The organism is Haloferax sp. Atlit-12N (assembly GCF_003383095.1).
Lineage (GTDB): Archaea > Halobacteriota > Halobacteria > Halobacteriales > Haloferacaceae > Haloferax.
This window is the reverse complement of the sequence record NZ_PSYW01000001.1, coordinates 384,632-407,974: the sequence shown is the minus strand read 5'-3', so window position 1 is coordinate 407,974 and position 23,343 is coordinate 384,632. Positions and strand designations below refer to the sequence as shown.

21 protein-coding genes are annotated in these 23,343 nt (G+C 66.1%); 6 read left to right on the top strand and 15 right to left on the bottom strand.

What is annotated here, in order from left to right; translation table 11 throughout:
- Positions 1-3: 3 nt before the first annotated feature.
- The 3 genes from C5B90_RS02160 to C5B90_RS02150 all read left to right on the top strand — a co-directional run bounded on the left by C5B90_RS02160 (position 4) and on the right by C5B90_RS02150 (position 4,831).
- Entirely contained in the window at positions 4-2,310 is a 2,307-nt protein-coding gene (locus C5B90_RS02160; RefSeq protein WP_115878740.1) for a hypothetical protein, read from the top strand.
- A gap of 179 nt (positions 2,311-2,489) precedes the next feature.
- Positions 2,490-3,170: a TrkA family potassium uptake protein gene (locus C5B90_RS02155; RefSeq protein WP_115878738.1), complete on the top strand. Its 681-nt coding sequence runs from the start codon at positions 2,490-2,492 to the stop codon at positions 3,168-3,170.
- Positions 3,170-4,831: a TrkH family potassium uptake protein gene (locus tag C5B90_RS02150; protein WP_115878736.1), complete on the top strand. Its 1,662-nt coding sequence runs from the start codon at positions 3,170-3,172 to the stop codon at positions 4,829-4,831. Before C5B90_RS02155 ends, C5B90_RS02150 begins: the two co-directional genes overlap by 1 nt.
- Positions 4,832-4,859: 28 nt before the next feature.
- Here the strand turns inward: C5B90_RS02150 and C5B90_RS02145 are convergent, their stop codons facing one another.
- The 3 genes from C5B90_RS02145 to C5B90_RS02135 all read right to left on the bottom strand — a co-directional run bounded on the left by C5B90_RS02145 (position 4,860) and on the right by C5B90_RS02135 (position 8,544).
- Positions 4,860-6,464 (bottom strand): TrkH family potassium uptake protein, encoded by a 1,605-nt coding sequence (locus C5B90_RS02145; protein ID WP_115878734.1) that lies wholly within the window; start codon positions 6,462-6,464, stop codon positions 4,860-4,862.
- Between the two features lie 120 nt (positions 6,465-6,584).
- Complete coding sequence (gene trkA / locus C5B90_RS02140) at positions 6,585-7,922, bottom strand: Trk system potassium transporter TrkA (protein WP_115878732.1); 1,338 nt, start codon at positions 7,920-7,922, stop codon at positions 6,585-6,587.
- Between the two features lie 85 nt (positions 7,923-8,007).
- Entirely contained in the window at positions 8,008-8,544 is a 537-nt protein-coding gene (locus C5B90_RS02135) for a type II toxin-antitoxin system RatA family toxin (RefSeq protein WP_115878730.1), read from the bottom strand.
- A 118-nt stretch (positions 8,545-8,662) separates the two neighbouring features.
- On the opposite strand from C5B90_RS02135, the gene C5B90_RS02130 reads away from it, so the two are divergent.
- The 3 genes from C5B90_RS02130 to coaBC all read left to right on the top strand — a co-directional run bounded on the left by C5B90_RS02130 (position 8,663) and on the right by coaBC (position 11,733).
- Complete coding sequence (locus tag C5B90_RS02130; RefSeq protein WP_115878728.1) at positions 8,663-9,625, top strand: hypothetical protein; 963 nt, start codon at positions 8,663-8,665, stop codon at positions 9,623-9,625.
- Between the two features lie 83 nt (positions 9,626-9,708).
- Positions 9,709-10,488, top strand: a complete 780-nt coding sequence (locus C5B90_RS02125; protein ID WP_115878726.1) for an FAD-dependent oxidoreductase — start codon at positions 9,709-9,711, stop codon at positions 10,486-10,488.
- A gap of 87 nt (positions 10,489-10,575) precedes the next feature.
- A complete protein-coding gene (gene coaBC / locus C5B90_RS02120) occupies positions 10,576-11,733 on the top strand; it encodes a bifunctional phosphopantothenoylcysteine decarboxylase/phosphopantothenate--cysteine ligase CoaBC (protein WP_115878724.1) in 1,158 nt (385 codons plus the stop codon).
- Between the two features lie 24 nt (positions 11,734-11,757).
- On the opposite strand, the gene C5B90_RS02115 is transcribed toward coaBC, so the two are convergent.
- The 12 genes from C5B90_RS02115 to C5B90_RS02060 form a co-directional block, all read right to left on the bottom strand.
- Positions 11,758-13,500, bottom strand: a complete 1,743-nt coding sequence (locus tag C5B90_RS02115) for a Na(+)/H(+) antiporter subunit D (protein ID WP_115878722.1) — start codon at positions 13,498-13,500, stop codon at positions 11,758-11,760.
- A complete protein-coding gene (locus tag C5B90_RS02110; protein ID WP_115878720.1) occupies positions 13,500-15,221 on the bottom strand; it encodes a cation:proton antiporter in 1,722 nt (573 codons plus the stop codon). Before C5B90_RS02110 ends, C5B90_RS02115 begins: the two co-directional genes overlap by 1 nt.
- Positions 15,222-16,706: a monovalent cation/H+ antiporter subunit D family protein gene (locus tag C5B90_RS02105; protein WP_115878718.1), complete on the bottom strand. Its 1,485-nt coding sequence runs from the start codon at positions 16,704-16,706 to the stop codon at positions 15,222-15,224.
- Positions 16,699-17,058 carry a cation:proton antiporter subunit C gene (locus C5B90_RS02100; RefSeq protein WP_042662265.1) on the bottom strand — a complete coding sequence of 120 codons (360 nt, stop codon included), beginning with the start codon at positions 17,056-17,058 and terminating at the stop codon, positions 16,699-16,701. The genes C5B90_RS02105 and C5B90_RS02100 overlap by 8 nt, the downstream gene beginning before the upstream one ends.
- On the bottom strand, positions 17,055-17,519 hold the full coding sequence (locus C5B90_RS02095) for an MnhB domain-containing protein (RefSeq protein WP_042662264.1): 465 nt from the start codon (positions 17,517-17,519) through the stop codon (positions 17,055-17,057). Before C5B90_RS02095 ends, C5B90_RS02100 begins: the two co-directional genes overlap by 4 nt.
- Entirely contained in the window at positions 17,516-18,052 is a 537-nt protein-coding gene (locus C5B90_RS02090) for a DUF4040 domain-containing protein (RefSeq protein ID WP_199517427.1), read from the bottom strand. Before C5B90_RS02090 ends, C5B90_RS02095 begins: the two co-directional genes overlap by 4 nt.
- Before the next feature lie 2 nt (positions 18,053-18,054).
- On the bottom strand, positions 18,055-18,372 hold the full coding sequence (gene mnhG, locus C5B90_RS02085; protein WP_004977541.1) for a monovalent cation/H(+) antiporter subunit G: 318 nt from the start codon (positions 18,370-18,372) through the stop codon (positions 18,055-18,057).
- Position 18,373: 1 nt separating this feature from the next.
- Positions 18,374-18,664 carry a cation:proton antiporter gene (locus C5B90_RS02080; RefSeq protein ID WP_058567152.1) on the bottom strand — a complete coding sequence of 97 codons (291 nt, stop codon included), beginning with the start codon at positions 18,662-18,664 and terminating at the stop codon, positions 18,374-18,376.
- A complete protein-coding gene (locus C5B90_RS02075; protein ID WP_115878714.1) occupies positions 18,664-19,758 on the bottom strand; it encodes a monovalent cation/H+ antiporter subunit E in 1,095 nt (364 codons plus the stop codon). Before C5B90_RS02075 ends, C5B90_RS02080 begins: the two co-directional genes overlap by 1 nt.
- Positions 19,759-19,926: 168 nt before the next feature.
- Positions 19,927-20,406, bottom strand: a complete 480-nt coding sequence (locus C5B90_RS02070) for an Lrp/AsnC family transcriptional regulator (protein ID WP_115878712.1) — start codon at positions 20,404-20,406, stop codon at positions 19,927-19,929.
- 89 nt (positions 20,407-20,495) lie between these two features.
- Complete coding sequence (locus C5B90_RS02065) at positions 20,496-22,697, bottom strand: universal stress protein (RefSeq protein WP_115878710.1); 2,202 nt, start codon at positions 22,695-22,697, stop codon at positions 20,496-20,498.
- A 3-nt stretch (positions 22,698-22,700) separates the two neighbouring features.
- On the bottom strand, positions 22,701-23,129 hold the full coding sequence (locus C5B90_RS02060) for an NAD-binding protein (RefSeq protein ID WP_058828919.1): 429 nt from the start codon (positions 23,127-23,129) through the stop codon (positions 22,701-22,703).
- Between the last annotated feature and the right edge of the window lie 214 nt (positions 23,130-23,343).

Sequence of the window (23,343 nt, the reverse complement as noted above, 5' to 3'; positions counted from 1 at the left end):
ATCATGCCCGCATATCGGCGCTGGAGTGACTACGGGGCCCGTGGGGTTCCTCCGGAAGCCCTCGAACTGGCGTTCGACGGCGAGTCGGCGTACGACCTCTCGCCCGCCGTCGAGCGCGCCGTTGAGCGTGCTTGGGAGTCCGTCGCCGAGGGGAGCGACCGCCTCTTCGACGGTGACCTCCTGAACCTCGTCAAGGTGTCTGACGACGGTCGTCGGCTGACGCTTGGTCCGGCGCGCTTCCGAGACTACTTCGTCAACCGACTCACCCGCACCGGCCACGACGCGGTTGCTGACGCCGGCCTCACGCCGGCCGGTCGGGCAGAACTCGGCGAGCGAGTCCACGTTCTCTCGTCGTTCGTTGCGGTCGTCTGCGACGACGGCGTCCTCCTCGGTGTTCGCGCGCCCGAAGACGACCACGGCGCGCTGGTCTCGTTTCCGGGGAGCGGCTACCTCGACGGTGAAGAGGACGTGACCGACGACGGTTCGATTCGTCCCGTCCGCGAGGTCGTCGCCCGTGAGGTCGAAGAAGAACTGGGCCTCGTCGAGCACGTCGAGTGCGTCCGCTGTCTCGGTGTCTTCGAGGACGTGGGTGACGCGACTCACTACAACCCCGCGCTCTTTTCGGTCGTCGAAGTCGACGCCGCGGCGGACAGAGTCGCCAGTTCGATTCGGAAGGCCGACGACACGTGGGAGTTCTCCTCGTTCGCCACGGTTCCGATGGAACCGGACGCGCTCAACGCGCTCGTCGAACTCAGCATGTCGGGCGCGCCAGTTCCCGCCCCACTAGACGGCGACCTCCCGGAATCGGTGACGGGAGCGACGAGCAAGACGCTGCTTATGGCGCTCCTACTCGGCCGCTATCGGTTTGGTTCTGACTGGTTCGAGTCGGCCCGCAACCGGCATCCCGGGGTGGAGATTTGCGGGTCGGAGGGTGGTTCCAAACTCACCGGTCGAGTCGGCGGCCACGAGGGCGATAGCCGTGGTGGTGACGATCCCAGATCCGACGGCGGATACACCCAGACAGATTTCGCCGACTGGTACGCCGAAGCCGACGAGGGCGACGAGACGCCGGCGTGGGTCTTCGCCGAAGACGAAGACGGGGACGGGAAGGGACGCGCGCGGTTGATGTTCGACCTCGTCCAAAAGAAGGTCGAAAACCATACCCAGAGCCGTCGCGGCTTCCTGAAGACCATCGGTAAGTCTATCGCGGTCACCGGTGGTGTCGCGCTCGGCTCGGCAGGCACCGCGGAGTCCCTCGACCACTTTTGGCCGAACGCGCTGTCCGGCGAGGAGTCGGAAAACGCGCTCGACATCGACGCTGTCGAGACGCTGCTTTTCGACTCTCGGCTTGACTGGGAGTCGTTCAAGACCGAGAGCCTCGATATGGTCCGCGACCCAGAAATCGTCACCGCCTACGACGACGTGCACTTGCTTTCCGTGTTCTTCCGCTCAGTCGACGACAAGTTCGTTCGCGCGGTCCGCGACGCCGCGTCGCAAGCGGACACTGTCTACCTCTATTTCGCCGACCCGGTCGGCCACCAGTTCGCCGACTCCTCGGCGCTCGAACTCCACGAAGACATCGAACTCGTGAGTTTCCGGCATCTCTTTTCGGACTCTCGATGGGGTCAGTTCTACACGACAGTCGCTGGCCATCCCGAGAATAACCGGGTTCCACATCCCGACAGTATCGCGCTCAACCGGGTCCGCGCACTCGCCAACGCCCTCCGAGCGATTCGGACTGGCGTATTCTTCGTATCGACCATGGAGAACGTCCGTGTTCGGCTCATCGACCACCACGAGATGTCGCTCCGGGGGCGGTTGATCGGCGATCATCACGGAGCGTTCGTCCTCAACCCCAAAGCGACCATTGGGACGACCCCACCGAGAGCAGGTTTTGTCACCCAGAAGGACGTGATTCTCGGTGAACTCCACGAAGAACGAAAGCGCATCACGACGAAGGAGACCTACGACCGCGACGCCCTCACGACCATGAGCGAGACGGTCCGAGAGCGAATCGACGATCTCCTCGGTGAAGCCGTTGCAGACGGCGAACTCGGCGCGAGCGCGGCCGACGAGATTCGCGGACACGTCGATGCCCTGACGCTCGACGATCCAACCGCCTGCGATGTGTCGCTGGAGGCGTGGCAGTCGCGCGACGAGGGCCATCGCAGTCGTGTCCGCGAAATCAGGCGACTCGTGAACCTCGCCCAACCATTCGAACTCCAGTCTACCCGGGGACGGTCGACCCTCGCGCCGGGTGCGCTGTTCTCAAAGATTGAGGCAAGTCTCCTCAACCGGAACCAACCGTAATCGGCGCGACTGTCGACACCGAGCGTCGAGTTGGACGCATACTCAATCTCGTTACTCAATGTATAATGGATGCGGCGTTTATTCCGAAACCGGTAGCGTACCGGGTTCAAAATCCGTTTTGAGAGATAGAACGACATGCCGATAGTTTTTCCACCGCCCCACGCCCACGCCGGAACGTCATGTACATCATCGTCGTCGGTGCGGGCAACATCGGCACGCCGCTCATCGAAATCGCCACCGAGGGCGGCAACGAGGTCGTCGTCGTCGAGCGCGACGAGGCGAAAGCCGAGGCGGCCGCCGCGACGTTCGACTGTCTCGTCCTCAACGACGACGCCACGGTCAAACAGACGCTCGATGAGGCCGGCGCGGACCGGGCCGACGCCATCATCACGACGACCGACAAGGACGCGACAAACATCATGGTCTGTCTCTTGGCGAAGGAACTCGCCATCCCGGACATCGTCTCCGTCGTCCACAACCCCGAACACATGAGCCTCTATCGGCAAATCGGCGTCAACACGATGGAGAACCCCCAGCGGCTCATCGCGGAGTACCTCTACCGGGCGGTCAAGCGCCCCTCCATCGTCGATTACATGCGCATCGGCGAGCAGGCCGAGGTGTTCGAAATTCGCGTCGACGAGGACGCGCCGATAACCGGGATGACGATTCAGGAGGCGGCCCAAGAGAACCTCCTCGACGGCGACACCCTCATCGTCGCCATCGAGCGCGGCGGCGACGACGACCCCGTGACGCCCCGCGGGAACACCACCATCGGTTCGGGCGACCTTTTGACCGTCTACTCCGCGAAGGGCGCGACGCCCGAGGTGACCGACGTGTTTGGCCACTACGAGGACCACTGATGCCCCGCCGCGGACGAACCGTCTCCGGGTGGCCCGCCGACCTCGCGGTCATCGGCCGCGACGTGGGCTCGCTCCTCGCCATGGAGTCGGCCCTGATGACCGCCTCGGTCCTCGTCGCGGCCGGCTTCGGCGAGTGGTACGCCGCGCTCGCGTTCCTCGCCGCAGGGGGTGCAACCGCGTTCGTTGGCCTTGGCGCGCGGAAGGCGTTCAAGGACGCTCCCGCACCCCGGATGAAACACGGGATGATAATCGCCGCCGCGGGCTGGTTCGCCACGGCCGCCTTCGGGTCGCTTCCCTTCTTCCTCACGGCACAGTTCGCCCCGGAGAGCGTCTTCACGGCGCTCGTGCCCGCCGGAGCCGACTACGCCCAGTCGAGTCTCGTCTACTTCCGCGACCCCTTACACGCCCTGTTCGAGAGCATGAGCGGGTGGACCGGAAGCGGCCTCACCATGGGCATCCACGAACCGTCGCTCCCGCGGACGATTCAGTGGTGGCGCTCGCTCATCCAGTGGGTCGGCGGCGTGGGCGTTATCGTCCTCACCGTCTCCATCCTCTCGCGGCCCGGAAGCGGGAGCTACGCGCTCTACCGCGGCGAGGCCAGAGAGGAGAAGATACATCCGAGCGTCGTCTCGACGGTCCGGACCGTCTGGAAGATTTTCGTCGGCTACACGCTCCTTTCGGTGGTCGTCCTCTTTTTCGCCATCCGCGCCAGCGACTACGGGGCGACGCTCTCGCTGTGGGAGGTCGCGTGGCAGGCGCTCAACCACGCGATGACCGGCCTCTCGACCGGCGGGTTCGCCGTCACCGACGGCTCTATCGGCACGTACGACTCGCCGCTCATCGAGACGGTGCTGCTCCCCATCATGGCGCTGGGGGCAATCGCCTTCCCCGTCCACTACGCCGTCCTGAAGAACCGCGACATCGACCGGCTCTGGGGGGACCTCCAGACGCGCTGGCTCCTCGTCCTCTTCGCCGTTGGCTCGGTCGCGCTCGCCGTCCAGAACCTCGTCAGCCTCCCAGCGACCGCGGGGTCGGCGTTCGTCGAGACCGTGGACTACTTCGGGCTCTCGGGCGTCGTCGGCGGGGCGGAGTCGGACGCCGTCCGCGACGCCGCGTTCCACTGGGTGAGCGCGCTCACCTGCACCGGCTTTCAGGCCGCGCCGCTCGGCGAGTGGTCCGACGGCGGGAAGATTCTCCTGTCGGGGGCGATGACCCTCGGCGGGGCCGCCGGGTCGACCGTCGGCGGCATCAAAATCATCCGCGGCTACACCATCGCCCGCGGCATCCGCTGGCAGTTCTCCCGCGTGTTCCTCCCCGAGAGCGCAATCGTCAACATCGAGATGAACGGTCGTCGCCTCTCGCGGACCGAGATGGACCGCGAGTTCTCCGAGGCGGCCATCGTCTCGATGCTCTGGCTGCTGTTGCTCGTCGGGTCGAGCGTCCTGCTCGTGAACCTCGCCGGGCCGGAGTTCACCTACGCCGACGCGCTGTTCGAAGTCGCGTCCGCGCAGGGGAACGTCGGCATCTCGACGGGCATCACCGGCCCGTGGATGAACCCGTGGGCCGAGACGATGTTCCTCTTCAACATGTGGGTCGGCCGCCTCGAAATCATCCCGGTGTTGGTGTTCGCCCGGTCGGTCATCTACGGGCTGAACCCCTGAGCAAAAACGGACACGGGTTTTTTCGGCGCTATCGCCGCCAGTACTCCGGCGTAAAGATGACCAGCACGGGCAGAATCTCCAGTCGGCCCACCCACATGAGAAGCACCATGTACAGTTTCGAACCGTTGGAGAAGTCGAGATAGCTCCCCATCGGGCCGACGACGCCGAAGCCCGGCCCGACGTTCCCGAGGGTCGCGGCGACGGCGCTCATGGTTTCGAGGATGCTCACGTCGAAGCCGATTCGCGCGGCATCGAGGTGGAGCAGGCCGGTCGAGATGAAAAACAGCACGAGATACAGGAGCGTGAAGGCGTAGATGCCGCGGATGGCCCGCTCGTCGACCGCGCGGCCGGCGAGCCTGACCGGGCGGACCGCCTCGGGGTGGGCCGTCGTGAACAGCTCTCGGCGGAGCGATTTCACGATGACGTACCAGCGGACGATTTTGACCGCGCCGCCGGTCGACCCGCCGGAGCCGCCGATGAACATCGCGAACAGGAGGCCGTACTGCGTCGGCGCGCTCCACGCGTTGAAGTCGATGCTGGCGTAGCCGGTCGTCGTGACGATGGAGACGACCTGAAACACCGACTGGCGGACCGCGGGTTCGACGTTGCCGATGATGGCCGTGCGGATGCCTTCGAGGTAGAGTTGGTCGTAGGTCTCGCCCGCCGGTGCGACGGACATGAGGCCGTCGCCGAGGAAGAGAATCCCGGCGAGAATGGCTGAGATGACGCCGATGACGCCGAGGTAGGACTTGAACTCGGTGTCCCGGAACAGCCGCTTCGGGTCGCCCGTGAGGACGTGCCAGAAGAGCGCGAAGTTGGTCCCGGCGGCGAGCATGAAGGGGATGATGACCCACTGCGCGGCCGCGGAGAACGCCTCGATGCTGCGGGCCTCCGGCGAGAACCCGCCAGTCGGCATCGTCGTCAGCCCGTGGGCGATGGCGTTGTACACGTCCATGTTCGGGGCGTTGCCGGTGACGTGGAGGCCGTAGAGGAGGACGATTTCGAGGACCGTGAGGCCGAGGTACGCGCCCCAGAGCGCGCGGGCCGTCTCGGCGATGCGTGGAGTGAGTTTCTCGATGCCGGGGCCGGGCGCTTCCGCGTCCATCAGTTGTGCGCCACCCACGGAGAGTTCGGGAAGGATGGCGACCGCGAGGACGACGATACCCATCCCGCCGAGCCACTGGGTGAGCTGTCGCCACATCATGATGCCGCGGGTGTGGGAGTTAAACGAGATGTCGCCGAGCACCGTCGCCCCGGTCGTGGTGAATCCGCTCATCGTCTCGAACAGCGCGTTCACCGGGTTGCCGAGGGTCGATTCGGGGTGGATGGGCGACGCGACGAAGGGGATGCCGTGGGCCTCGATGAGAAACGGTATCGCGCCGACTATCGTGACCGCTAACCACGTCAGCGCGACCATCAGGAACCCTTCTCGGGACCCGATGTCGGGGTCGTCGGTAAGCCGTTCGAGCCCCGTCCCGACGAGGACCGTGACGCCCATCGTGACGACGAACGGGAGCACCGACTCGCCGTAGTACAGCGCGACCACGAGCGGGAAGCAAAGAGGGACCGCGAGATACTTCAGGACGGTCCCCACGAGACGCAGGCTGGCTCTGTAATCGACCCGCAATTTCATCCGTGGACTAACGTACCGAGCGCCGGGTTCTTCCCTGTTCGGGTTCGCGGTCGGGCGCGCGACATCGTGACGTGGTGGGGTTTTCGGCGCAGAATGGTGGCTGTGCGGCGACGGGCCGACTTACAGATTGGGAGTCACGTCGTCGATGACGCAGCTATCGACGAAGACGACGACGTGGTCACCGGGTTCGATAACGGTGTCACCGCGGGGGGTGATGAACTCGCGGCGACGGGTTATCGCGCCGATGACGACGCCCTCGGGGAGCGTCGCGACCGACTCTCGAATCGGCTTGCCCGCGAGTACGCTCTCGGCGTCCACCTCGATTTCGAGCACTTCGGCCTTGTCAGACTCGATGAGCGCGACGTTCTCCGCGCCGCCCTCGCGTGTGAACCGGGTGATCTCCTCGGCGACGACCTCGCGGGGGCTGACGCCCACGTCGACGCCGACGGCCTCGAACAGGTCCACGTACGGCGTCGTGTCGATGACGGCGACGGTGCGTTCGACGCCGAGTCGGGCGGCGAGCAGCGACACGAGCAGGTTCTTCTCGTCGGAGTCGAGCGCCGAGACGAGCAGGTCGGCGTCGCCGATGTACTCGCGTTCGAGGAAGTCCACGTCGGTCGCGTCGCTCTCCATGACGATGGTTCCCGGGAGCATCTCCGCGAGTTCGCGGGCGCGGTCGGGGTCGTGCTCGATGAGTCTGGGCTTGAAGCCGCGCTCTTCGAGCAGGCGGGCGACGTGGTAGCCGATTTCGCTCCCGCCGACGATGACGACCTCCTCCGCGGTGCCCGGCGATTCGCCCGGCGAGACGGAGCTTGCGAACCCCTGAACGCTCTGGGGACTGCCGATGACGACGACGCGGTCGCCGGGGCCGATGACGGAGTCGCCGCGGGGGATGGTGACCTCGCCGTCGCGGAGGATGGCCGCGAAGGTCAACGAGTCGAAGCGGTCGGCCTCGCTCACGGTCTGGTTGGCGACGGGGCTCTCATCGTCGACTTCGAACTCGGCCATCTGGACCTGCCCGCCCGCGAAAGGGTCCACGTCGCGCGCGGCGGGGAGGCCGACGACGCGGACGATGGACTCCGCGGCGAGCAGGTTCGTACAGACCATGAAGTCGATGCCGAACGCCTTCTCGGAGCGCTGCCACGTCCGGAGGTACTCCGTGTTCTTGACGCGGGCGATGGTGAAGGCGTCCGAGATGGCCTTGGCGGTCGCGCAGGCGACGATGTTCGTCTCGTCGTCGTCGGTCGAGGCGATGACCATGTCGGCGCGCTCCACGTCGGCCTCTTCGAGCGTGTCCACGGAGGTTCCGTCGCCGTGGAGCGCCAGCACGTCGAGCGAGTAGTTCAGTTCGTCGACGCGCTCCGGGTCGCAGTCGATGACGACGACCTCGTGGGTCTCGTCGAGGTCGGCCGCGATGGACGACCCGACCTGTCCGGCACCGATAATTATCACGCGCACCAGAGACCAGCCCCTGTCATACGTCTGGTTTGGACTGCGGGCGCGTATGTGCATTTCCCTTCACGGATACCCCGTCCATCGGCGGTCACGACCCCGGTTTCGAGTGTATCGTCAGTTCCACGCGCCGCGGCTGTCCCTCGATATCGGCGACGATTCGCTCGACGATTCGCTCCGCCTCCTTCTGGAGTACCGGCCGGAGCTTGTCGATGACCCAGCCGAGCGAGACGAACCGCGGGAGGTCGATGTCGCCCGCGGAGACGCTGTCGGGGTCGTACTCGACCTCGAAGAAGACGCGACAGGCGGTGTCGGCGTCCGATGGGGCCTCTTCCGGCAGCTCGTCGAGTTCTTCCACTCGCCAGCGGCCGACGGCGTGTACGTCCTTGGTGATGGTCCAGTCGATTCGCGTTGGCGGGGTGACGTCCGTCACCTTCGACTCGGCGGTGTAGGTGAGCTTCCACCACGAAAAGTACAGGGCGTACCGCGTCCCCGGCGACCCGTCGCCGGACTGTCGCACGTCTCGCAGGTGCTTCGAGTAGTCGGCGTACCGCGGGAAGTCCACGAGGAATTCGTATATCTCCTCGGGCGGCAGGTAGACGACGGTGCTGACGGCTATCTCGTCCACGAGCGTCGAATGGGGTCGGCGGGACCAAAGCCTTGTGGGCCGGGGCGCGTCGTTTCGGCTGTCAGCCACCGATACAATCGCAACCTATAATCGGCCGGTCTCACCACCTAGAACCGAGATGGTGGGGGGGACGCTTCGGGACATCAGAGCCGAGATTCGGTCTCTGGCGCGTTCCGACGGCGACTACGCAGTCGTGTGCGGCCGCACGGGTTCGCCGCCCGGCGCCGCGACGGGCCAGCGGTTTCCGGACCGGCGGGTGGCCGGGGAGGCCGCGGAACTGACGAGAGACTACCGGGCCGCGCTTCGGCGATACGACCCGAACATCCCGTACGACGACCCGCAGGTGTACAAGGTATCGAAGGGGCCGCCTCGGTCGGCCGCAGAGGCAGCGGAGTCTGACGACGACTACACCCGCTACAGCGCGTTCTGCCACGACACCGCGGGTGCGCTGTTCGAGGCGCTGTCGGAACTCGGCCACCGGGAGGCCGAGACCGCCGCGATGGAGACGTACCTCACGCTGGCCGAGGTCGTCGACGACCGCGACGACTTCTGTCTCACCTTGGTGTGGAGCCTGATGAGCGAACTGGACGTCCGCCTCTCGACCGCCGAACAGCGGGCGGTCGTCGAGGCGGCCGCCGGACTGTTCTGTCCGACCCCGACCCCAAATCCCGTGGAGGCGACACTCGGACACCTCGAAACGGTCGGCTTCGTCGAGGGGTACTCGGTGCGGCCGATTCCCGACACCGAGGCCGACATCACGGCCGACAAGGCGTCCGAAACCGACGCCCGAACCGACGCGCGAACCGATGGCGACGACAGCTCTCGGACGTGGGAACTCACGTTCGGCGACTACGCGCTCGCGGAGCGGACCGGCCGGATTCCGACGCTCCCCATCGCCGTGTCGCTCCTCCGCCGGACGCCCGGGCGGGCGGTGCGCTTCATCGACGGTGAGGCGCTCTCCGACGGTCGCTGGCGGCTTCGCGTTCGGATGACGCCCGAGGGTGACTCTGCGGGCCTCATCAGCGTCGAGGCCGTCGAGAACCGCTGGCTCAACGACCCGAGCGCATCGCTGGGTCAATAACCCGCTAGCGACGCGAGACGCGGGATTCGGCAGACTTCGGCGACATCCGCACGGTTTTACTCGCCGCTGAGCTATCGCACGGTATGAGCGAAACGAATCCACGAGACGCGCTCGTCATCGGCGGCGGCGTCGCCGGTCTCACCGCCGCGACGTTCCTCGCGCGCGCTGGCCTCGACACCCTCGTCGTCAACGAGGGTGAGCCAATCGTTCGCCGAAACGCCCACCTCGAAAACGTCCCCGGCTTCCCGGCGGGCGTCAACAGCCGGCTTTTTACTGACCTCCTCTCCGAACAGGCCGACCGAAACGGCACGGACCGACTGACCGGTCGCGTGACCGACCTCGTCGTGCTCGGCGACGACGACGACCCGCTGTTCCGCGCGACCGTCGAGACCGACGACGGCGAGGAACGCGTCGAGGCGTCGCGCGTCGTCGCGGCCTCGTGGTCCGACGCGTCCTATCTCGAAGACACGGGCGTCGACCTCCGGGCCGCCGGGTCGAAGACCTACGTCGACGTGGACGACCTCGGCCGGACCGCAGTCCCCGGAATCTACGCCGCGGGCCGACTGACCGAGATTTACCACCAGGCGGTCGTCGCCGCCGGCGACGCCGCGGAGACGGCTATCACGCTGGTCCACGACTCGGGGACGGCGTTCTACAACGACTGGGTCGCGCCGACCGGCTACTTCACCGACCGCGGCCGCGAGGTGCCGCCGGCCTGCGAGGAGATAGACGCCGACGAGCGCGCCCGCCGCGAGCGCGAATCCCGCGAGGTCATGCGCGAGTTCTTCGCCGAACCCCACGACGAGCCCCAGCGTACCCACCCGAGCCTCGTCGACGACGAACTCGGGCGACTGGACGAGTAGCCGACGCCGAGTCCCGCGGGTGCGGTCCGAGACCACCCCGCGCGGACGCGAATCCTTTTAACCGATAGCGGGCGCAGAGACGAGTGAATGCTCGAAGGTGTGAACGTCGCGCTCGGGGTGACGGGGAGTATCGCGGCCGTGAAAGTCGTCGAGTTGGCGCACGAACTCCGCCGCCGGGGCGCGTCGGTCCGCGCGGTGATGACCGACGCCGCGACGGGAATTATCCACCCGTGGGCGGTCGAGTTCGCCACCGACAACGACGTGGTGACCGAGATCACCGGCCGCGTCGAACACGTCGAACTCTGCGGCCGCGACGGCTGGGCCGACGTGTTCCTCGTCGCGCCCGCGACAGCCAACACGGTCGGCAAGATAGCCGCCGCCGTCGACGACTCCCCCGTGACGACCACCGCGACCACCGCCCTCGGCGCGGGCGTCCCGGTCGTCGTCGCGCCCGCGATGCACGAACCCATGTACGACCACCCCGGCGTCCTCGACGCCATCGAGCGGGTGCAGTTGTGGGGCGTCGAGTTCGTCGACCCGCGCATCGAGGAGGGGAAGGCAAAAATCGCCACCGAGGAGGCTATCGTCACCGGCGTGGCGAAAGCGACGACCGAACAGACGCTCGCCGGGAAGTCCGTCGTCGTCACCGCCGGCGCGACGACCGAATCTATCGACCCAATCCGCACTCTCTCGAATCGCGCCTCCGGCCGCACGGGCCGCGCCGTCGCCCGCGCGCTCGCGATTCGTGGCGCGGACGTGACGCTCGTCCACGACGGCGACGACGCGCACTACGCCGACGTGCTCGCCGTCGAGTCGGCCGCCGAGATGCTGGAGGCCGTCGAGGCCGCCGTCGAGGCCGACGCCGACGCGCTCGTCTCCGCGGCCGCAATCTCCGATTTCACCGTCGAGGCGGCCGACGAGAAGATTCGCTCCGGCGAGGCGCGTACGCTCGACCTCGAACCCGCGCCGAAGCTCATCGACACCGTCCGCGAGTCACATCCGGACCTCACCATCGTCGGGTTCAAGGCCGAGACGACCGGCGACGACGAGGCGATGGTCGGCGAGGCCCGCCGCATCATGGACCGCGTCGGCCTCGCGTTCGTCGTCGCCAACGACGCCTCCGTCATGGGCGCGGACGAGACCCGCGCGCTCGTCGTCCGCGCCGACGAGACGAGCGAGTACGTCGGGTCGAAAGACGGACTCGGCGCGCGCATCGCTGTCGAACTGAAAACGGAACTCTCGTGAAAAACGACCCGGGCCGGCTCGGGACTACGCGAGTAGTCCGACGAGCACGCCGCCGAGTATCAACACGACGAGTGCGATACTCGTCGCAATCGTCGCGCGAAGGCTCCCGACGGTAATCGAGTCCGCCTCGGATCGACCGAGACCGCCGGCGACCCGACGCAACGCGGGGTACGGGTTCGCAATCGCGCCCGCGACGTCGTAGGACGCGGTCGAGACGGCGCGGTCGACGGCGGCGAAGAGACCGGTCGAGCCGCGAACCAGCGCGCGGGTGCCGTAGAAGACAGCGGGATTCAACAGGGTGTCGACGTCCGGCACGTCTCCGACCTTCGAGAGCGGCTTCTTCACGACGACGAAGCCGACGACCCCGAGCACGGCGAGCGCGAACCCTTCGCCGAGGTGGCTGAGCGTGAAGGGGTGCGCGTCGGCGGTGCTTCCGGGCAGTATCGCGAACAGCGCGTCTGGGTACAGCCCGAAGGCGACACAGAGCCCCGCGACGCCGAGCATCGCGACCGACTGGCCCGTCCCGGCGCGGTCGAGCGACCAGTCGCGGTCCGCATCGCGGAAGAACGCGTAGTAGCCGAACTTGATGAACGACATGAACGTTCCGACGCCTCCGGCGAGGAGGAGATAGAAGATGCCGTCCAGATGCTCCTTGTGGGCGGCGGCGGTTATCATACCCTTGCTGACGAACCCGTTGAATCCGGGGAAGCCGCTAATCGAGAGGGCGGCGACGGTGAACGCGAGCGCGGTCGCCGGCAACGCCCCGCGGAGGTTCCCCAGGTACTTGAGGTTCTCTTCGCCGGTTCGCGAGAGGACGACGCCGGCGGTCATGAACAACAGCGCCTTGTAGAGGATGTGGTTGTAGACGTGTGCGAACGCGCCGGCGGTCGCGAGCGCCGTGCCGATACCGACGCCGGCGACCATGTACCCGACCTGCGACTGGATGTGGTACGCCAAGAGCCGTCGCATGTCGTTTTGCATGAGCGCGTAGCCGACGCCGACGACGGCCATCGCGGTCCCCATGTACGCGATTAGGAGGTTCCCGTCGGGGAACGCGCGAGCGAGGCCGTACACCCCGGTCTTCGTCGTGTAGACCGACAGGAAGACGCTCGCAGCGAAGTGGGGACGCGGATACGTGTCGGGGAGCCACGTGTGCAGTCCGACGAATCCGACGTTGACGCCGATACCGAGCGCCGCGAGCGCGGCCGGAACGCCGGCCGCGATACCGTCGGTCGCCGAGAAGAGGAACGTCCCCACCTCGACGTAGTGCCAGACGATAGCGCCCATGAGCAGGCTACCGCCGAGTCCGTGGGCAATCGCGTAGCGGTAGCCCGCACGCACCGCTTTCCCGCCATAGTCCCAGACGAGAAGCGTACTGGTGACCGCCATGAGTTCCCAGAAGAACACCATGGTGAGCCAGTCGCCGGCGAAGACCGCGCCGAGGCTCGTTCCCACGTAGCCGAGGGCGTAGGCCGTCTGGACGTTCCGCGCGCCCGACGAGTACGAGTAGAGGACGGCCGCCGCGCCGATGAGGCCGAAGATAATCCCCATCAACCGGGAGAACTCGTCGACGTTGAACAACACGGCGTCGAAGCCGAGGAACGTCACCGGCAGGTGCGCGCCGGCCGGGGCGAGAAGTGACCAGACGGCCACTCCCCCGGTCGAGAGCACGCCCAGCGCATGTCCGACCCGACGCGAGACGAACGGCATGACGAGCGCGACCGCGAGCACGACGAACGCCGGCGGCAGGAGTGTCGCTATCGACATCAGAACACCACCCCCGTCACGTCGGCGACGACGCGCTGGACGAGCGCGAGGAACACCGCCGTCTGGGGAACGACCCCGAGGACGATTGCACCGGCCGCGGCAATCGTAATCGGGGCCATCATGAACCACGTGCTCTCGGTGCCGAGGCGGCGGCGTTCCCACCCGCCGGCCGGCGGGCCGCCGTGGTGGTCGTGGCCGTGGTCGTGATCAGATTCGCCGTCGGCCGCGGCGACGTGGTCGGATTCGCCGTCGGTCACGGCGACGTGGTCGCTCGGATTTCGGTCGACGGCGTACTGTTCACCCTCGGCGACCGAGTCTCTCGACCCGCCGTCGGTGACTGCCCGCACGCCGCCGATAGGGAACTCGATGAGCGGTTTCGCGTCCGAGTCCTCCGGCGTCTGGAAGAACGCCTGGTAGATGACCGGCCAGAAGTAGCCGATGTTCAACAGCCCGGACGCCAAGAGCACGAACACGAAGACCGTCTGTTCCGCCTGGATGCTCCCGATGAGGAGGTACCACTTGCTGACGAACCCGGCGACAAGCGGCAGGCCGGCCATCCCGAGGCTCGCGACGGTGAACGCAATCATCGTCAGCGGCATCCGTCGGCCGATTCCCGCCATGTCGCTGATATCGTCGGTGTGCGTCTCGACGTGAATCGCGCCCGCACAGAAGAACAGTGTGAGCTTCATGAACGCGTGGGCGGGGATGTGGAGCAACCCGCCGACGAGCGCCGCGGGGGAGAGCAAGGCCAACCCGAGGACGATGTACGAGAGCTGGCTGACCGTCGAGTACGCCAGCCGCCGTTTGAGGTTGTCCTGTCGGAGTGCGATGATACTCGCGACGACGATGGTGAACGCGGCGACCGCGGCCAGCGGAAGGCCGACTCCGAGCGAGCCGACGGTGTCGGGACCGTACACGTCGAGGATGACGCGTGCGATACCGAACACACCGCTTTTGACGACCGCGACGGCGTGGAGCAACCCGGAGACCGGCGTCGGGGCGACCATCGCGTCGGGGAGCCACGAGTGGACCGGCATGAGCGCCGCCTTTACGCCGAACCCAGCGACGAGCAGCGCGAACGCGGCCCGCGCGACGACAGGGTCGGCGTTCGCGAGCGCGGCGATGCCGCCAGCGGAGAACTCGACGGTCCCGGTCGCCCAGAACACGAGCGCCGTCCCGGCGAGGGCGGCGACCCCGCCACCGAAGGTGTACGCGAGGTACTTCCGACCGGCCTTTCGGGCCTCCTCTGTCTCGTCGTGCGTGACGAGCGGGTACGTCGCCACCGTCAACAGCTCGTAGAACACGTACAGGACGATGAGGTTCGAGGCGAACGCGACGCCGAGGGCGGCGCTGACGCTCCCCGCGAACGCCGCGAAGTACCGCGTCTGGGCGTGTTCGTCCAGCCCGCGCATGTAGCCGATGCTGTAGAAGCTCGTGACGAGCCACAGGAGGCTCGCGAGCAGGGCGAATATCATCCCGAGCGGGTCGGCCCGGAGGACGAACCGAACTCCGGGGACGAACGTCCCGAGGTCGGTGACGTACGCCGTCCCGTTGAGAACCCCCGGAACCATGCTCGCGACGATACCCAGCGCGGAGACCGCAGAGAGGACGGTAAAGCCCTCTCTGACGTTGGGGCTGCGTCTCGATGCAACGATAGTGACGACACCGACCGCCGCGGCTAGCACCGCCGCGAGCGGCATCAGTGATGGGACGTTTGTCATTTAGAAGTACACCTCCAGTGCCGGTTGGATGACGGTGATGAGGTCGGAGCCGAGAACGCCGAGCACCACCGCGGTGACCGCCGAGACGACGACGACCGCGCGCATGCCGAACGACACTTCCACGGCGTCGTTTCCGCCGTCGGTCGAGACGGCGTCCGCCTCGGGTTCGGGCGCGGTGAAGTACATTCGCTCGATAACCCGGCCGAAGTACGCGAGGGTGAGAAGCGTGCTCACCACGACGACGGCCGCGACGGGCCACGCGCCGGCTTCGACCGCACCGACGACGATGTTCCACTTCCCGACGAACCCGACGGCCGGCGGGATGCCGACCATCGAGAAGGCGAGCACGGCGAACGCCGCGCTCGATACCGGTGCCTTCGCGGCGAGTCCCGCGAAGTCCTCGACCGTCCGCACGCCGAGACCGGTGGCGAAGACGCCGACGGTGAGGAACAGTCCGCCTTTCATCACCGCGTGGCCGACGAGGTGGACGACCGCTCCGACGAGCGCCGTCTCGTTCGCGAGGCCGATTGCGGCGACGACCAGACCGAACTGCGAGACCGAGGAGTACGCGAGCATGCGTTTGAGGTCGGACTGCATGACCGCGAGGACCGCCCCGACGACGACACTCACCGACGCGAGCGCCACGAGGGCGTCGCCGGCGAGCGGGACCTCGTCGAGGAACCCGGTCGTGTACACCGCGTAGATAATGCGGACGAGTGCGTACGCGGCCGCCGTCGAGACGAGCGCGGAGATGTACGCGCTGACGGTGTCGGGCGACTCGGCGTAGGCACCGGGCTGCCACGTGTGCAGCGGGAAGACGGCGACCTTGACCAGGAGGCCCGTCACGATGAGCCCGAAGCTAGCCAGTATCGCCGGCGAGGTGTAGCCGACCGACGCGGACGCGACCGCTCCGGTAAGGTCCGCCATGTTGAGCGTCCCCGTCATGATGTAGAGGTACCCGACGCCGAGGAGGTAGAGGGACGCGCCGATGGTCCCGACGAACAGGTACTTGAGGCTCGCCAGCGCCGCCCTCGGCGACCGGCCGCTGGCGACGAGGGCGTAGGTCGCGAGCCCCGTAATCTCCAGGAAGACGTACAGGTTGAACACGTCAGCAGTCGCGAAGACGCCGGAGATGCCGGCCGTGAGCAGTGCGAGTTCGCTGTAGAACGCGTTCGAGTGCGGCCCCGCGCGGCGGGCGTAGACGAGCACGCCGAGCGTCGAAAGCGACACGAGCACGAGCAGCGGCGCGGAGACGCCATCGGCGACGAGTTCGATACCGAACGGCGGTTCGAACCCACCGACGGCGTACGAGATGGAGCCGCCCTCGAGAACGCGAGCCGCGACGGTCGCGGAGAGTCCGAGGTGGACGAGCCCCATCGCGGCCGCGACGAACCACCCGATTCGCTCGAACCGCCCCCCGAGAGCGACGGGGAACAGCGACGCGGCGATGGGGACGACCACGAGGAGGACGAGCGCGTCAGTCATCGACCTGCACCTCCTTGATGACGTCTTCGTCCAGCGAACCGTAGCCGTCGTAGATGCGGATGACGAGCGCGAGCGCGACCGCCGTCAGGCTCACCCCGACGACAATAGCCGTCAGGATAAGCACGTGTGGAAGCGGGCTCACGAACGTCTCCTCGCCGTGACCGACCACGGGCGGAGCCCCGCCGTCGACGTATCCGGTGGTCACGAAAAACAGGAATATTCCGACCTGGAAGATGTTCATACCGATTATCTTCTTGACGAGGTTCGGACTGCCCATGACGACGTAGAGTCCGATGCCGAACAGCAGGATGCTCGCGACGTAGTTGTAGTGTGTCGTGAGGAGGTCCATCATGCGTCGTCACCTCCGGAGTCGTGGTTGAATCCACCCGCGAGGTTCATGAACAGCGAGACGATAACACCCGCGACGATTGCACCGATACCGAGTTCGACGAGTTCGATACCGTACTTCACGCCGTGGCTGATTCCGTAGGCGGCGTACTCCAGGAACGCCCCGTCGAACGCGAGCGCGCCGATGCCGATACCGACGAACGTCGTCGCGCCGACGCCGACGAGGAGCCGGATGACGCTGTCGTCGAGCCACTCGCGCGTCGGCTCGATACCGAACGCGAACGCGAGCATGATGATGCTCGACGCGACGATTGCGCCGCCCTGGAACCCGCCACCGGCGGACTCCGCGCCGTGGAACATGACGAACAGCCCGAAGGTGAACACGAACGGGCTGACGACGCGAACCGTCGTCATGATAATCGTACTCTCGACGTACGCGCTGAGAGAGCCGTCGGCGGCGCTCATACGTACACCTCCTTGCGGAGGACGACGAGAACTGCGAGTCCCGCCGCGAGAACGACCGCGGCCTCACCGAGCGTGTCGAACCCACGGTAGGCGGCGAGGATCGCCGTCACGACGTTTTCGACCTCGGTCTGCGGATAGGCGTTTTCGAGGTAGTACCGGGTGATCTCCGAGGTCGCGACCGGCGAGTTCGGATCGCCGATAGTGGGGAGCGACCGAACCGTCGTGAGCAACACGCCCACGAGACCGGTCGCGATTATCGCGGGGCCCCACGCGACGCGCTCGAAGAGACGGTCTCCTCCCGGCCGGACCGTCCGAACGATTGCCAAGAGGAACAACACCGTCGTGACACCCGCCCCGACGGCCGCTTCCGTGAGCGCGACGTCGGGCGCTCTGAGGAGGATGTAGACGATTGCGACGCCGAAGCTGAACCCGGCGAACGCGATGATCGCGCTGAGGATGTCTCGGAGGAAGGCCACGGCGAGCGCGGCGAAGACGACGAACGTCAGCAACACCCCGTAGAGGAGTAGCTGCACGTTCAGTCGCCCTCCTCATCGCTCGCGGTCCACGGTTCGATACCTTGGTCGTGGGCCGCCCGTGCGATGGCGTGAGCGGCCGTCGGGTTGGTGATGAGCATGAACAACAGAAGCAAGACCGTCTTGACGGCGGAGACCTCCGCGCCGAACAGGAGCGCGATACCGCCGAGAGAGAGCACCGTTCCGAGCGTATCGCTCTTCGAAGTTGCGTGGGCGCGGGTGTAGAGGTCGGGCAGTCGGATGATTCCGACGACCGCGACGAAACTGAAGAAGACGCCCGCGAGGACGAGCCCCACGACGAGATATTCGAGCGGCGTCATCTCAGAGGACACCCCCGCGCTCGACGATAAACTTGGAGATGGCGATGCTGGCGAGGAAGTTCAAGAGCGCGTACACGAGCGCGACGTCCAGGAACCCGGAGAGACCGAACGCCGCGGCGACGAGCGCCAACACGACGACCGTGTTCGTCCCGATGGCGTTGATCGCGATGACGCGGTCTTCCATCGTCGGTCCGCGGACGACGCGGTACAGGAGGACGACCGCGAACGTGATGAACGCGCCCGCGGCACCGAGTAACACCGTCTCGAACGTCGAGAGCTGTCCGAGCACCATCACTCATCACCGTCCGTTTGGTCGTCGTCGGTCCACGAGGCTATCGTTCCGCGCTCGGCGGGCGTCGGGATGCGCGCCGCCGAGCGTCCGTAGAAGACGAACCGAACGGCGCGTTCGAGTGCGCCGCCCGCGAGCCCGTCTCGGGCGGAGCCGGTGAGCGAGTGGATAATAAGGCTGTCCCGGTCCATATCGACGGTCAGCGTCCCCGGCGTGAGCGTGATGCTGTTCGCGAGGGTCGTCACCGAGAGGTCGCCCCAAATCGCCGCGCGGTACCGCTGCATCTCCGGGTCGATGGGGAGGTCCGGGTGGAGGATGATGTAGGCCACAGAGAAGTTGGCCTTCACGATTTCCCACAACAGGTAGGGAACGTAGAGGAGAAAGCGGGCGATTCGGGCGACGGTTCCGGTCACGGATGGCGTGTTCACGAACGAGATACGTGCGAAAACCGCCGTCACGACGCCGGCGGAGATCGCGCCGGTAGCGAGGTTGAACGTGTCGAAGACGCCCGCGAGGAGGAGGTAGAATCCGAACGAGACGCCGAACATGGCGAGCGCCTTCGAGACGTTCGCTCGGCTTGGAAGCCGGCCGCGCTCGACGACGCGGTCGACCGGCGCTTCCTCGACCACTAACCCGGACCGCGCGAGTTCGAACTCGAGGGGCTGGAGCATCGGAGCGCTCCCGCCGGGTTGGTACTCCGGGTCGAGAACGATGCGGTCGAGACCGCGGTCGCGAGCGTACTCGAGGAGCACTTCGGCGAAGTCGTTCGGCGAAAAGAGGTATCGGTCCTCGCCGACGACGGCGGTCTCGATGGAGACCGAGACGTCCTCGGCGTCGAGGTCGCCGTCGTCGTCGTAGTCGAGGTCGTCGGCCGCCCAGACGCGTGCCCGTTCGAGGGTTTCGGCGACGGCGTCGGCCGCTGAACGCTCGCTCTCGTCGACCAGTTGCCATCGGACGGGATACACGAAGTGAACGGTCGATTCTTCGCCGGTCTCCGCGGCGATGCGCCGCGCCTCGCGGACCGCGTATGCGACGGTGTTCCGGAACGTGGACGACTCTCCGACCGGAACGAGAATGCGGGAACTCGTATCGGGCATCAGCCACCTCCGAAGTCGGACCGGACGATTCGTCGGGACGTTCGATACTGGCTCATTGGTACTACGTGTCTGTAGCGAAAGCCAAGCAAAACCCTTTCCGCTATCCGACGGTCAGACGCGGGTCGCGGTGTCCAATCGAGACCGTCGAAACGGCGTCGACATCAGGGGTTACGCCTCGTTCGTCGAGTCTCCCGAGAACGGGCTGTAGGGGCAGGTGTACTCGTTGCGGATTATCTCTTCTTCCGCAATCTCGAACCCCATATCGCTGAGTTCGCGCCCGATTCGACTCAGGTCGTCGCTGTTCCGACCGAGCGCGACGATGTGGACGTTCTTCTCGCCGGACATAATCTCGCGAACCGAGATGACTCCCTCGACCGAGAGGGCGTTTCTCGCGAGTTCTTCTCGCTTCGAAATCGGCGCCGTACAGAAGATAATCGTGTGGAGCTGGTAGCCGAGCGCCTCGTAGTCGATGTCGAGGTGGCTTCCCCGGATAATCCCGCTCGATTCGAGCTTCGAAATCCGGTTTCGAACCGTACTCGAAGAGACGTTACGTGCGGAGGCGATATCGTTTCCCGACGTGTGTCGCGCGTCTTTCTGCAGCGCATAAAGGATGTATCTATCGAGCTCGTCGATGGATGTCGACGCCATGAGCCGACCAATGGGGCTCCCGAAAATATGTGTTTTGGTCGCGTGAACCGCCGATAAATGCACGGAGAGCGGTGGGTCGCTCGCCGAGGTCAGAACAACTGACGGTCGAGCGCGCGCATGAGCGGCCCGCGTCGAGTCGCGTCCTGACCGTGAACCGCGAGCACCGAACCGTCCCACTCGTCGATGACCGCCTTCGCGTCCGACCGCCCGTTCCACTCGTCGGCGGCCACGACGAGGAGGTCGCTCTCGCTCGGCGGGGTGTGGGGGCCACCGTCCGTAGAGAGCGTCCCCATCTCGACGGGAGCGCTACACAACTCGGCGATGTCCGCTTTGTACTGTTCGAGGGACCGTCGCCGGGCCGCCGAGTCGGTGGTGTCCCCGCAGTGACTCAGGTGGATTCGGCCTTCGGACTCGCTCGCCAGCGCGTCCGCGACGGCGACTTTCGTCGGGTCGTACGGCCCCTGGCTCGCGAGCAGTTCGACGGTTCGAATCCCGTCGAGGTCGGAGCCTCTGAGTAGACCGGCTTCGCAGGGTGCGTGACGGAGAATCCACGACGTATCGGTCCCGAAGAGGCGCTCACTCACGCGCTTTGTCCCCGTCGGGTGCTCGACGAGAAGGAAGTCGACGTCCTGGTTGGCGGCGTAGTTGACGACCGCGTGTCGCGTGTCGTGGGTGACGATGGTGCCACACCGTATCGGCACGCCGAACTCGTCGTCGAGCTCGTCGGTCTGTCGTTCGAACTCGACGTCGGCTGGCGATTCGACCGCTGACGCGTAGGCCAAGGACGTCTGGTCCGGCACCGTCTCGAACCGTGCGACCGTGACTCGTCCGTCGTTGGCGCGAGCGAGTCTCGAAGCCACCTGAATCAGCGCCCGCTCTCTGGCTTTCGAGATGTCGTGCGAAATCGCCACGAGGGCGTGGTACTCGTCGCGGTGCGCTTGGATGGCCGCTTCGGCTCGTTCGACCGCGTTGCGGCTGACCTCTTGGCGAACAGCGTCGGCGGCCGCGCCCTCGCGGTCGACGCGAGACCGGGCGTAGACGAAGAACCAGAGGGCGCCCGCGATGGTGAGAACGACCGCACCGACGAGCGGGAGCGTACCCATCTGCGTGAGGAGCACGAGGCCACTGAGCGCGCCGAACACCTGCATCCACGGGTACAGCGGCGAGGTGAACGACGGTTCGTACTCGACGTGTCCCTCTCGGAACGCGACGACGGCGAGGTTGATGAGGACGAACACCAGAAGTTGGAACGCGCTCGCGAGCTTCGCGATGTCGAGCAGCGGAACGAACGCGATGAGAAGCAACAGCACGACACCCGTGAGGGTAATCGACGTGCTCGGGGTTCCGAACCGGTCGCTGATCGTCGACAGCGACGGCGGGGCGAGTTTGTCTCGGCTCATCGCGAACGGGTACCGCGACGAGGAGAGAACCCCGGCGTTCGCGGTACTGACCAGCGCGAGGACCGCAGCCACGACGACGGCGACGACGCCGGCGGTTCCGAGCGACGCCTCCGCGGCGAGTGCCATCGGCGTCGCGCTCTCGGCGAGGACGCCGCGGTCGGTGACTCCGACCATCACGGCGACGATGAGGACGTAGAGGACCGTCGTGAAGCCGAGCGACCCGAGAATGCCCAGTGGGATGTTTCGGTCGGGGTCTTCGACCTCCTCGGCGACGCTCGCTACTTTCGTCACGCCCGCATAGGAGACGAACACGAGACCGGTCGCGGTGAGCAGGCCGCCGACTCCGCCGTTGAAGAACGGACGGAAGTTCGTCGACTCGACGGTCGGCGTCCCGCCGAGGACGAACCAGACGAGCGCGACGAGCATGATGGCGACGATTCCGACCTGTAGCCTCCCGGTCTGTTTCGCCCCGACGAGGTTGACAACGACGAGGAGCGCCGCGAGCGCGAGCGCGACCGGCGTGACGACTGTGGAGGGGACGTCAAACAGCAACAGCAGGTACGGTACGCCGCCGACGAGTGCGAGCGCACCTTTGAACGAGAGCGAGAACCACGTGCCGATACCGGCGATGGTGCCCAACAGTGGACCCATCCCCCGTTCGATGAACAAGTAGGTGCCGCCGGCTTCGGGCATCGCCGTCGCCATCTCGGATTTCGACAGCGCCGCGGGCAGCACGAGAACGCCGGCGAGCAAGTACGCCAGGATAACCGCTGGACCCGCGATATCGACCGCGAGTGCCGGTAAAATGAAGATTCCGCTGCCGACCATCGCCCCGATACTGATCGCGAGCACCGAGAAGAGACCGAGGTCTCGTTCGAGTGTTTTTTCCACGGTTTATCCACCCGCTCGCGCGTCCTCTGCCGGTTCAGCGCGCGACCCGACGACCATGTCGGTGACGAGCGACGTGACGCAGATCACTTCGACACCGAGGTCCTCGAACACGTCCGTGTTCTGCGGGTCGTTAACGAGTACGGTGACCCGGTCGACGTCGAACGTCGTCCGCGAGGCCTGCGTGAGAAGCAGGTTCGTCGGATCGATTCGTCCCACGACGATGACCGCGTCCGCGTTTTCGTTCCACGCGGCTCGGAGAGACTGTGGCTCGTCGAACGCCGCGACTCGCGCGTCGATGCCGCGTTCGATCGCGTGGGCGACCACTGCCTCGTTCTCGTCGATGAACGTGACGGATTCGTACTCCTCCAGTAGTCGCTCGGCGAGCGCGCGACCCGCGTGTTCTCCACCGAGTACGAGTGGTTGGTGTATCATGGGTATGGTCGTGACTCAAGCTGGGCGCAGCGTTCGGTCACTTACGCTACCTATGGGACGGAAGCATATATTTCAATCGGGTTTTGTAGCCAATCGACAAAATAGAAGTGTACTATTTATCGAATCGTCCTAGGATTCTGGGTGAGGGGGAACCGCACACGCACCACTACGCGGTCTGTTGGTTTTGGGATGAAATAACTGAAAATACGGGCAA

What these genes read in the sequence shown, in the direction of transcription:
- C5B90_RS02110 (WP_115878720.1), bottom strand. Translation starts at nt 15,221, where the DNA reads ATGACAAACGTCCCATCACTGATGCCGCTCGCGGCGGTGCTAGCCGCG.
- C5B90_RS02160 (WP_115878740.1), top strand. Translation starts at nt 4, where the DNA reads ATGCCCGCATATCGGCGCTGGAGTGACTACGGGGCCCGTGGGGTTCCT.
- C5B90_RS02100 (WP_042662265.1), bottom strand. Translation starts at nt 17,058, where the DNA reads ATGATGGACCTCCTCACGACACACTACAACTACGTCGCGAGCATCCTG.
- C5B90_RS02095 (WP_042662264.1), bottom strand. Translation starts at nt 17,519, where the DNA reads ATGAGCGCCGCCGACGGCTCTCTCAGCGCGTACGTCGAGAGTACGATT.
- C5B90_RS02080 (WP_058567152.1), bottom strand. Translation starts at nt 18,664, where the DNA reads ATGGTGCTCGGACAGCTCTCGACGTTCGAGACGGTGTTACTCGGTGCC.
- mnhG (WP_004977541.1), bottom strand. Translation starts at nt 18,372, where the DNA reads ATGACGCCGCTCGAATATCTCGTCGTGGGGCTCGTCCTCGCGGGCGTC.
- C5B90_RS02115 (WP_115878722.1), bottom strand. Translation starts at nt 13,500, where the DNA reads ATGTCGATAGCGACACTCCTGCCGCCGGCGTTCGTCGTGCTCGCGGTC.
- C5B90_RS02070 (WP_115878712.1), bottom strand. Translation starts at nt 20,406, where the DNA reads ATGGCGTCGACATCCATCGACGAGCTCGATAGATACATCCTTTATGCG.
- C5B90_RS02145 (WP_115878734.1), bottom strand. Translation starts at nt 6,464, where the DNA reads ATGAAATTGCGGGTCGATTACAGAGCCAGCCTGCGTCTCGTGGGGACC.
- C5B90_RS02125 (WP_115878726.1), top strand. Translation starts at nt 9,709, where the DNA reads ATGAGCGAAACGAATCCACGAGACGCGCTCGTCATCGGCGGCGGCGTC.
- C5B90_RS02130 (WP_115878728.1), top strand. Translation starts at nt 8,663, where the DNA reads ATGGTGGGGGGGACGCTTCGGGACATCAGAGCCGAGATTCGGTCTCTG.
- coaBC (WP_115878724.1), top strand. Translation starts at nt 10,576, where the DNA reads ATGCTCGAAGGTGTGAACGTCGCGCTCGGGGTGACGGGGAGTATCGCG.
- C5B90_RS02060 (WP_058828919.1), bottom strand. Translation starts at nt 23,129, where the DNA reads ATGATACACCAACCACTCGTACTCGGTGGAGAACACGCGGGTCGCGCG.
- C5B90_RS02075 (WP_115878714.1), bottom strand. Translation starts at nt 19,758, where the DNA reads ATGCCCGATACGAGTTCCCGCATTCTCGTTCCGGTCGGAGAGTCGTCC.
- C5B90_RS02150 (WP_115878736.1), top strand. Translation starts at nt 3,170, where the DNA reads ATGCCCCGCCGCGGACGAACCGTCTCCGGGTGGCCCGCCGACCTCGCG.
- C5B90_RS02105 (WP_115878718.1), bottom strand. Translation starts at nt 16,706, where the DNA reads ATGACTGACGCGCTCGTCCTCCTCGTGGTCGTCCCCATCGCCGCGTCG.
- C5B90_RS02155 (WP_115878738.1), top strand. Translation starts at nt 2,490, where the DNA reads ATGTACATCATCGTCGTCGGTGCGGGCAACATCGGCACGCCGCTCATC.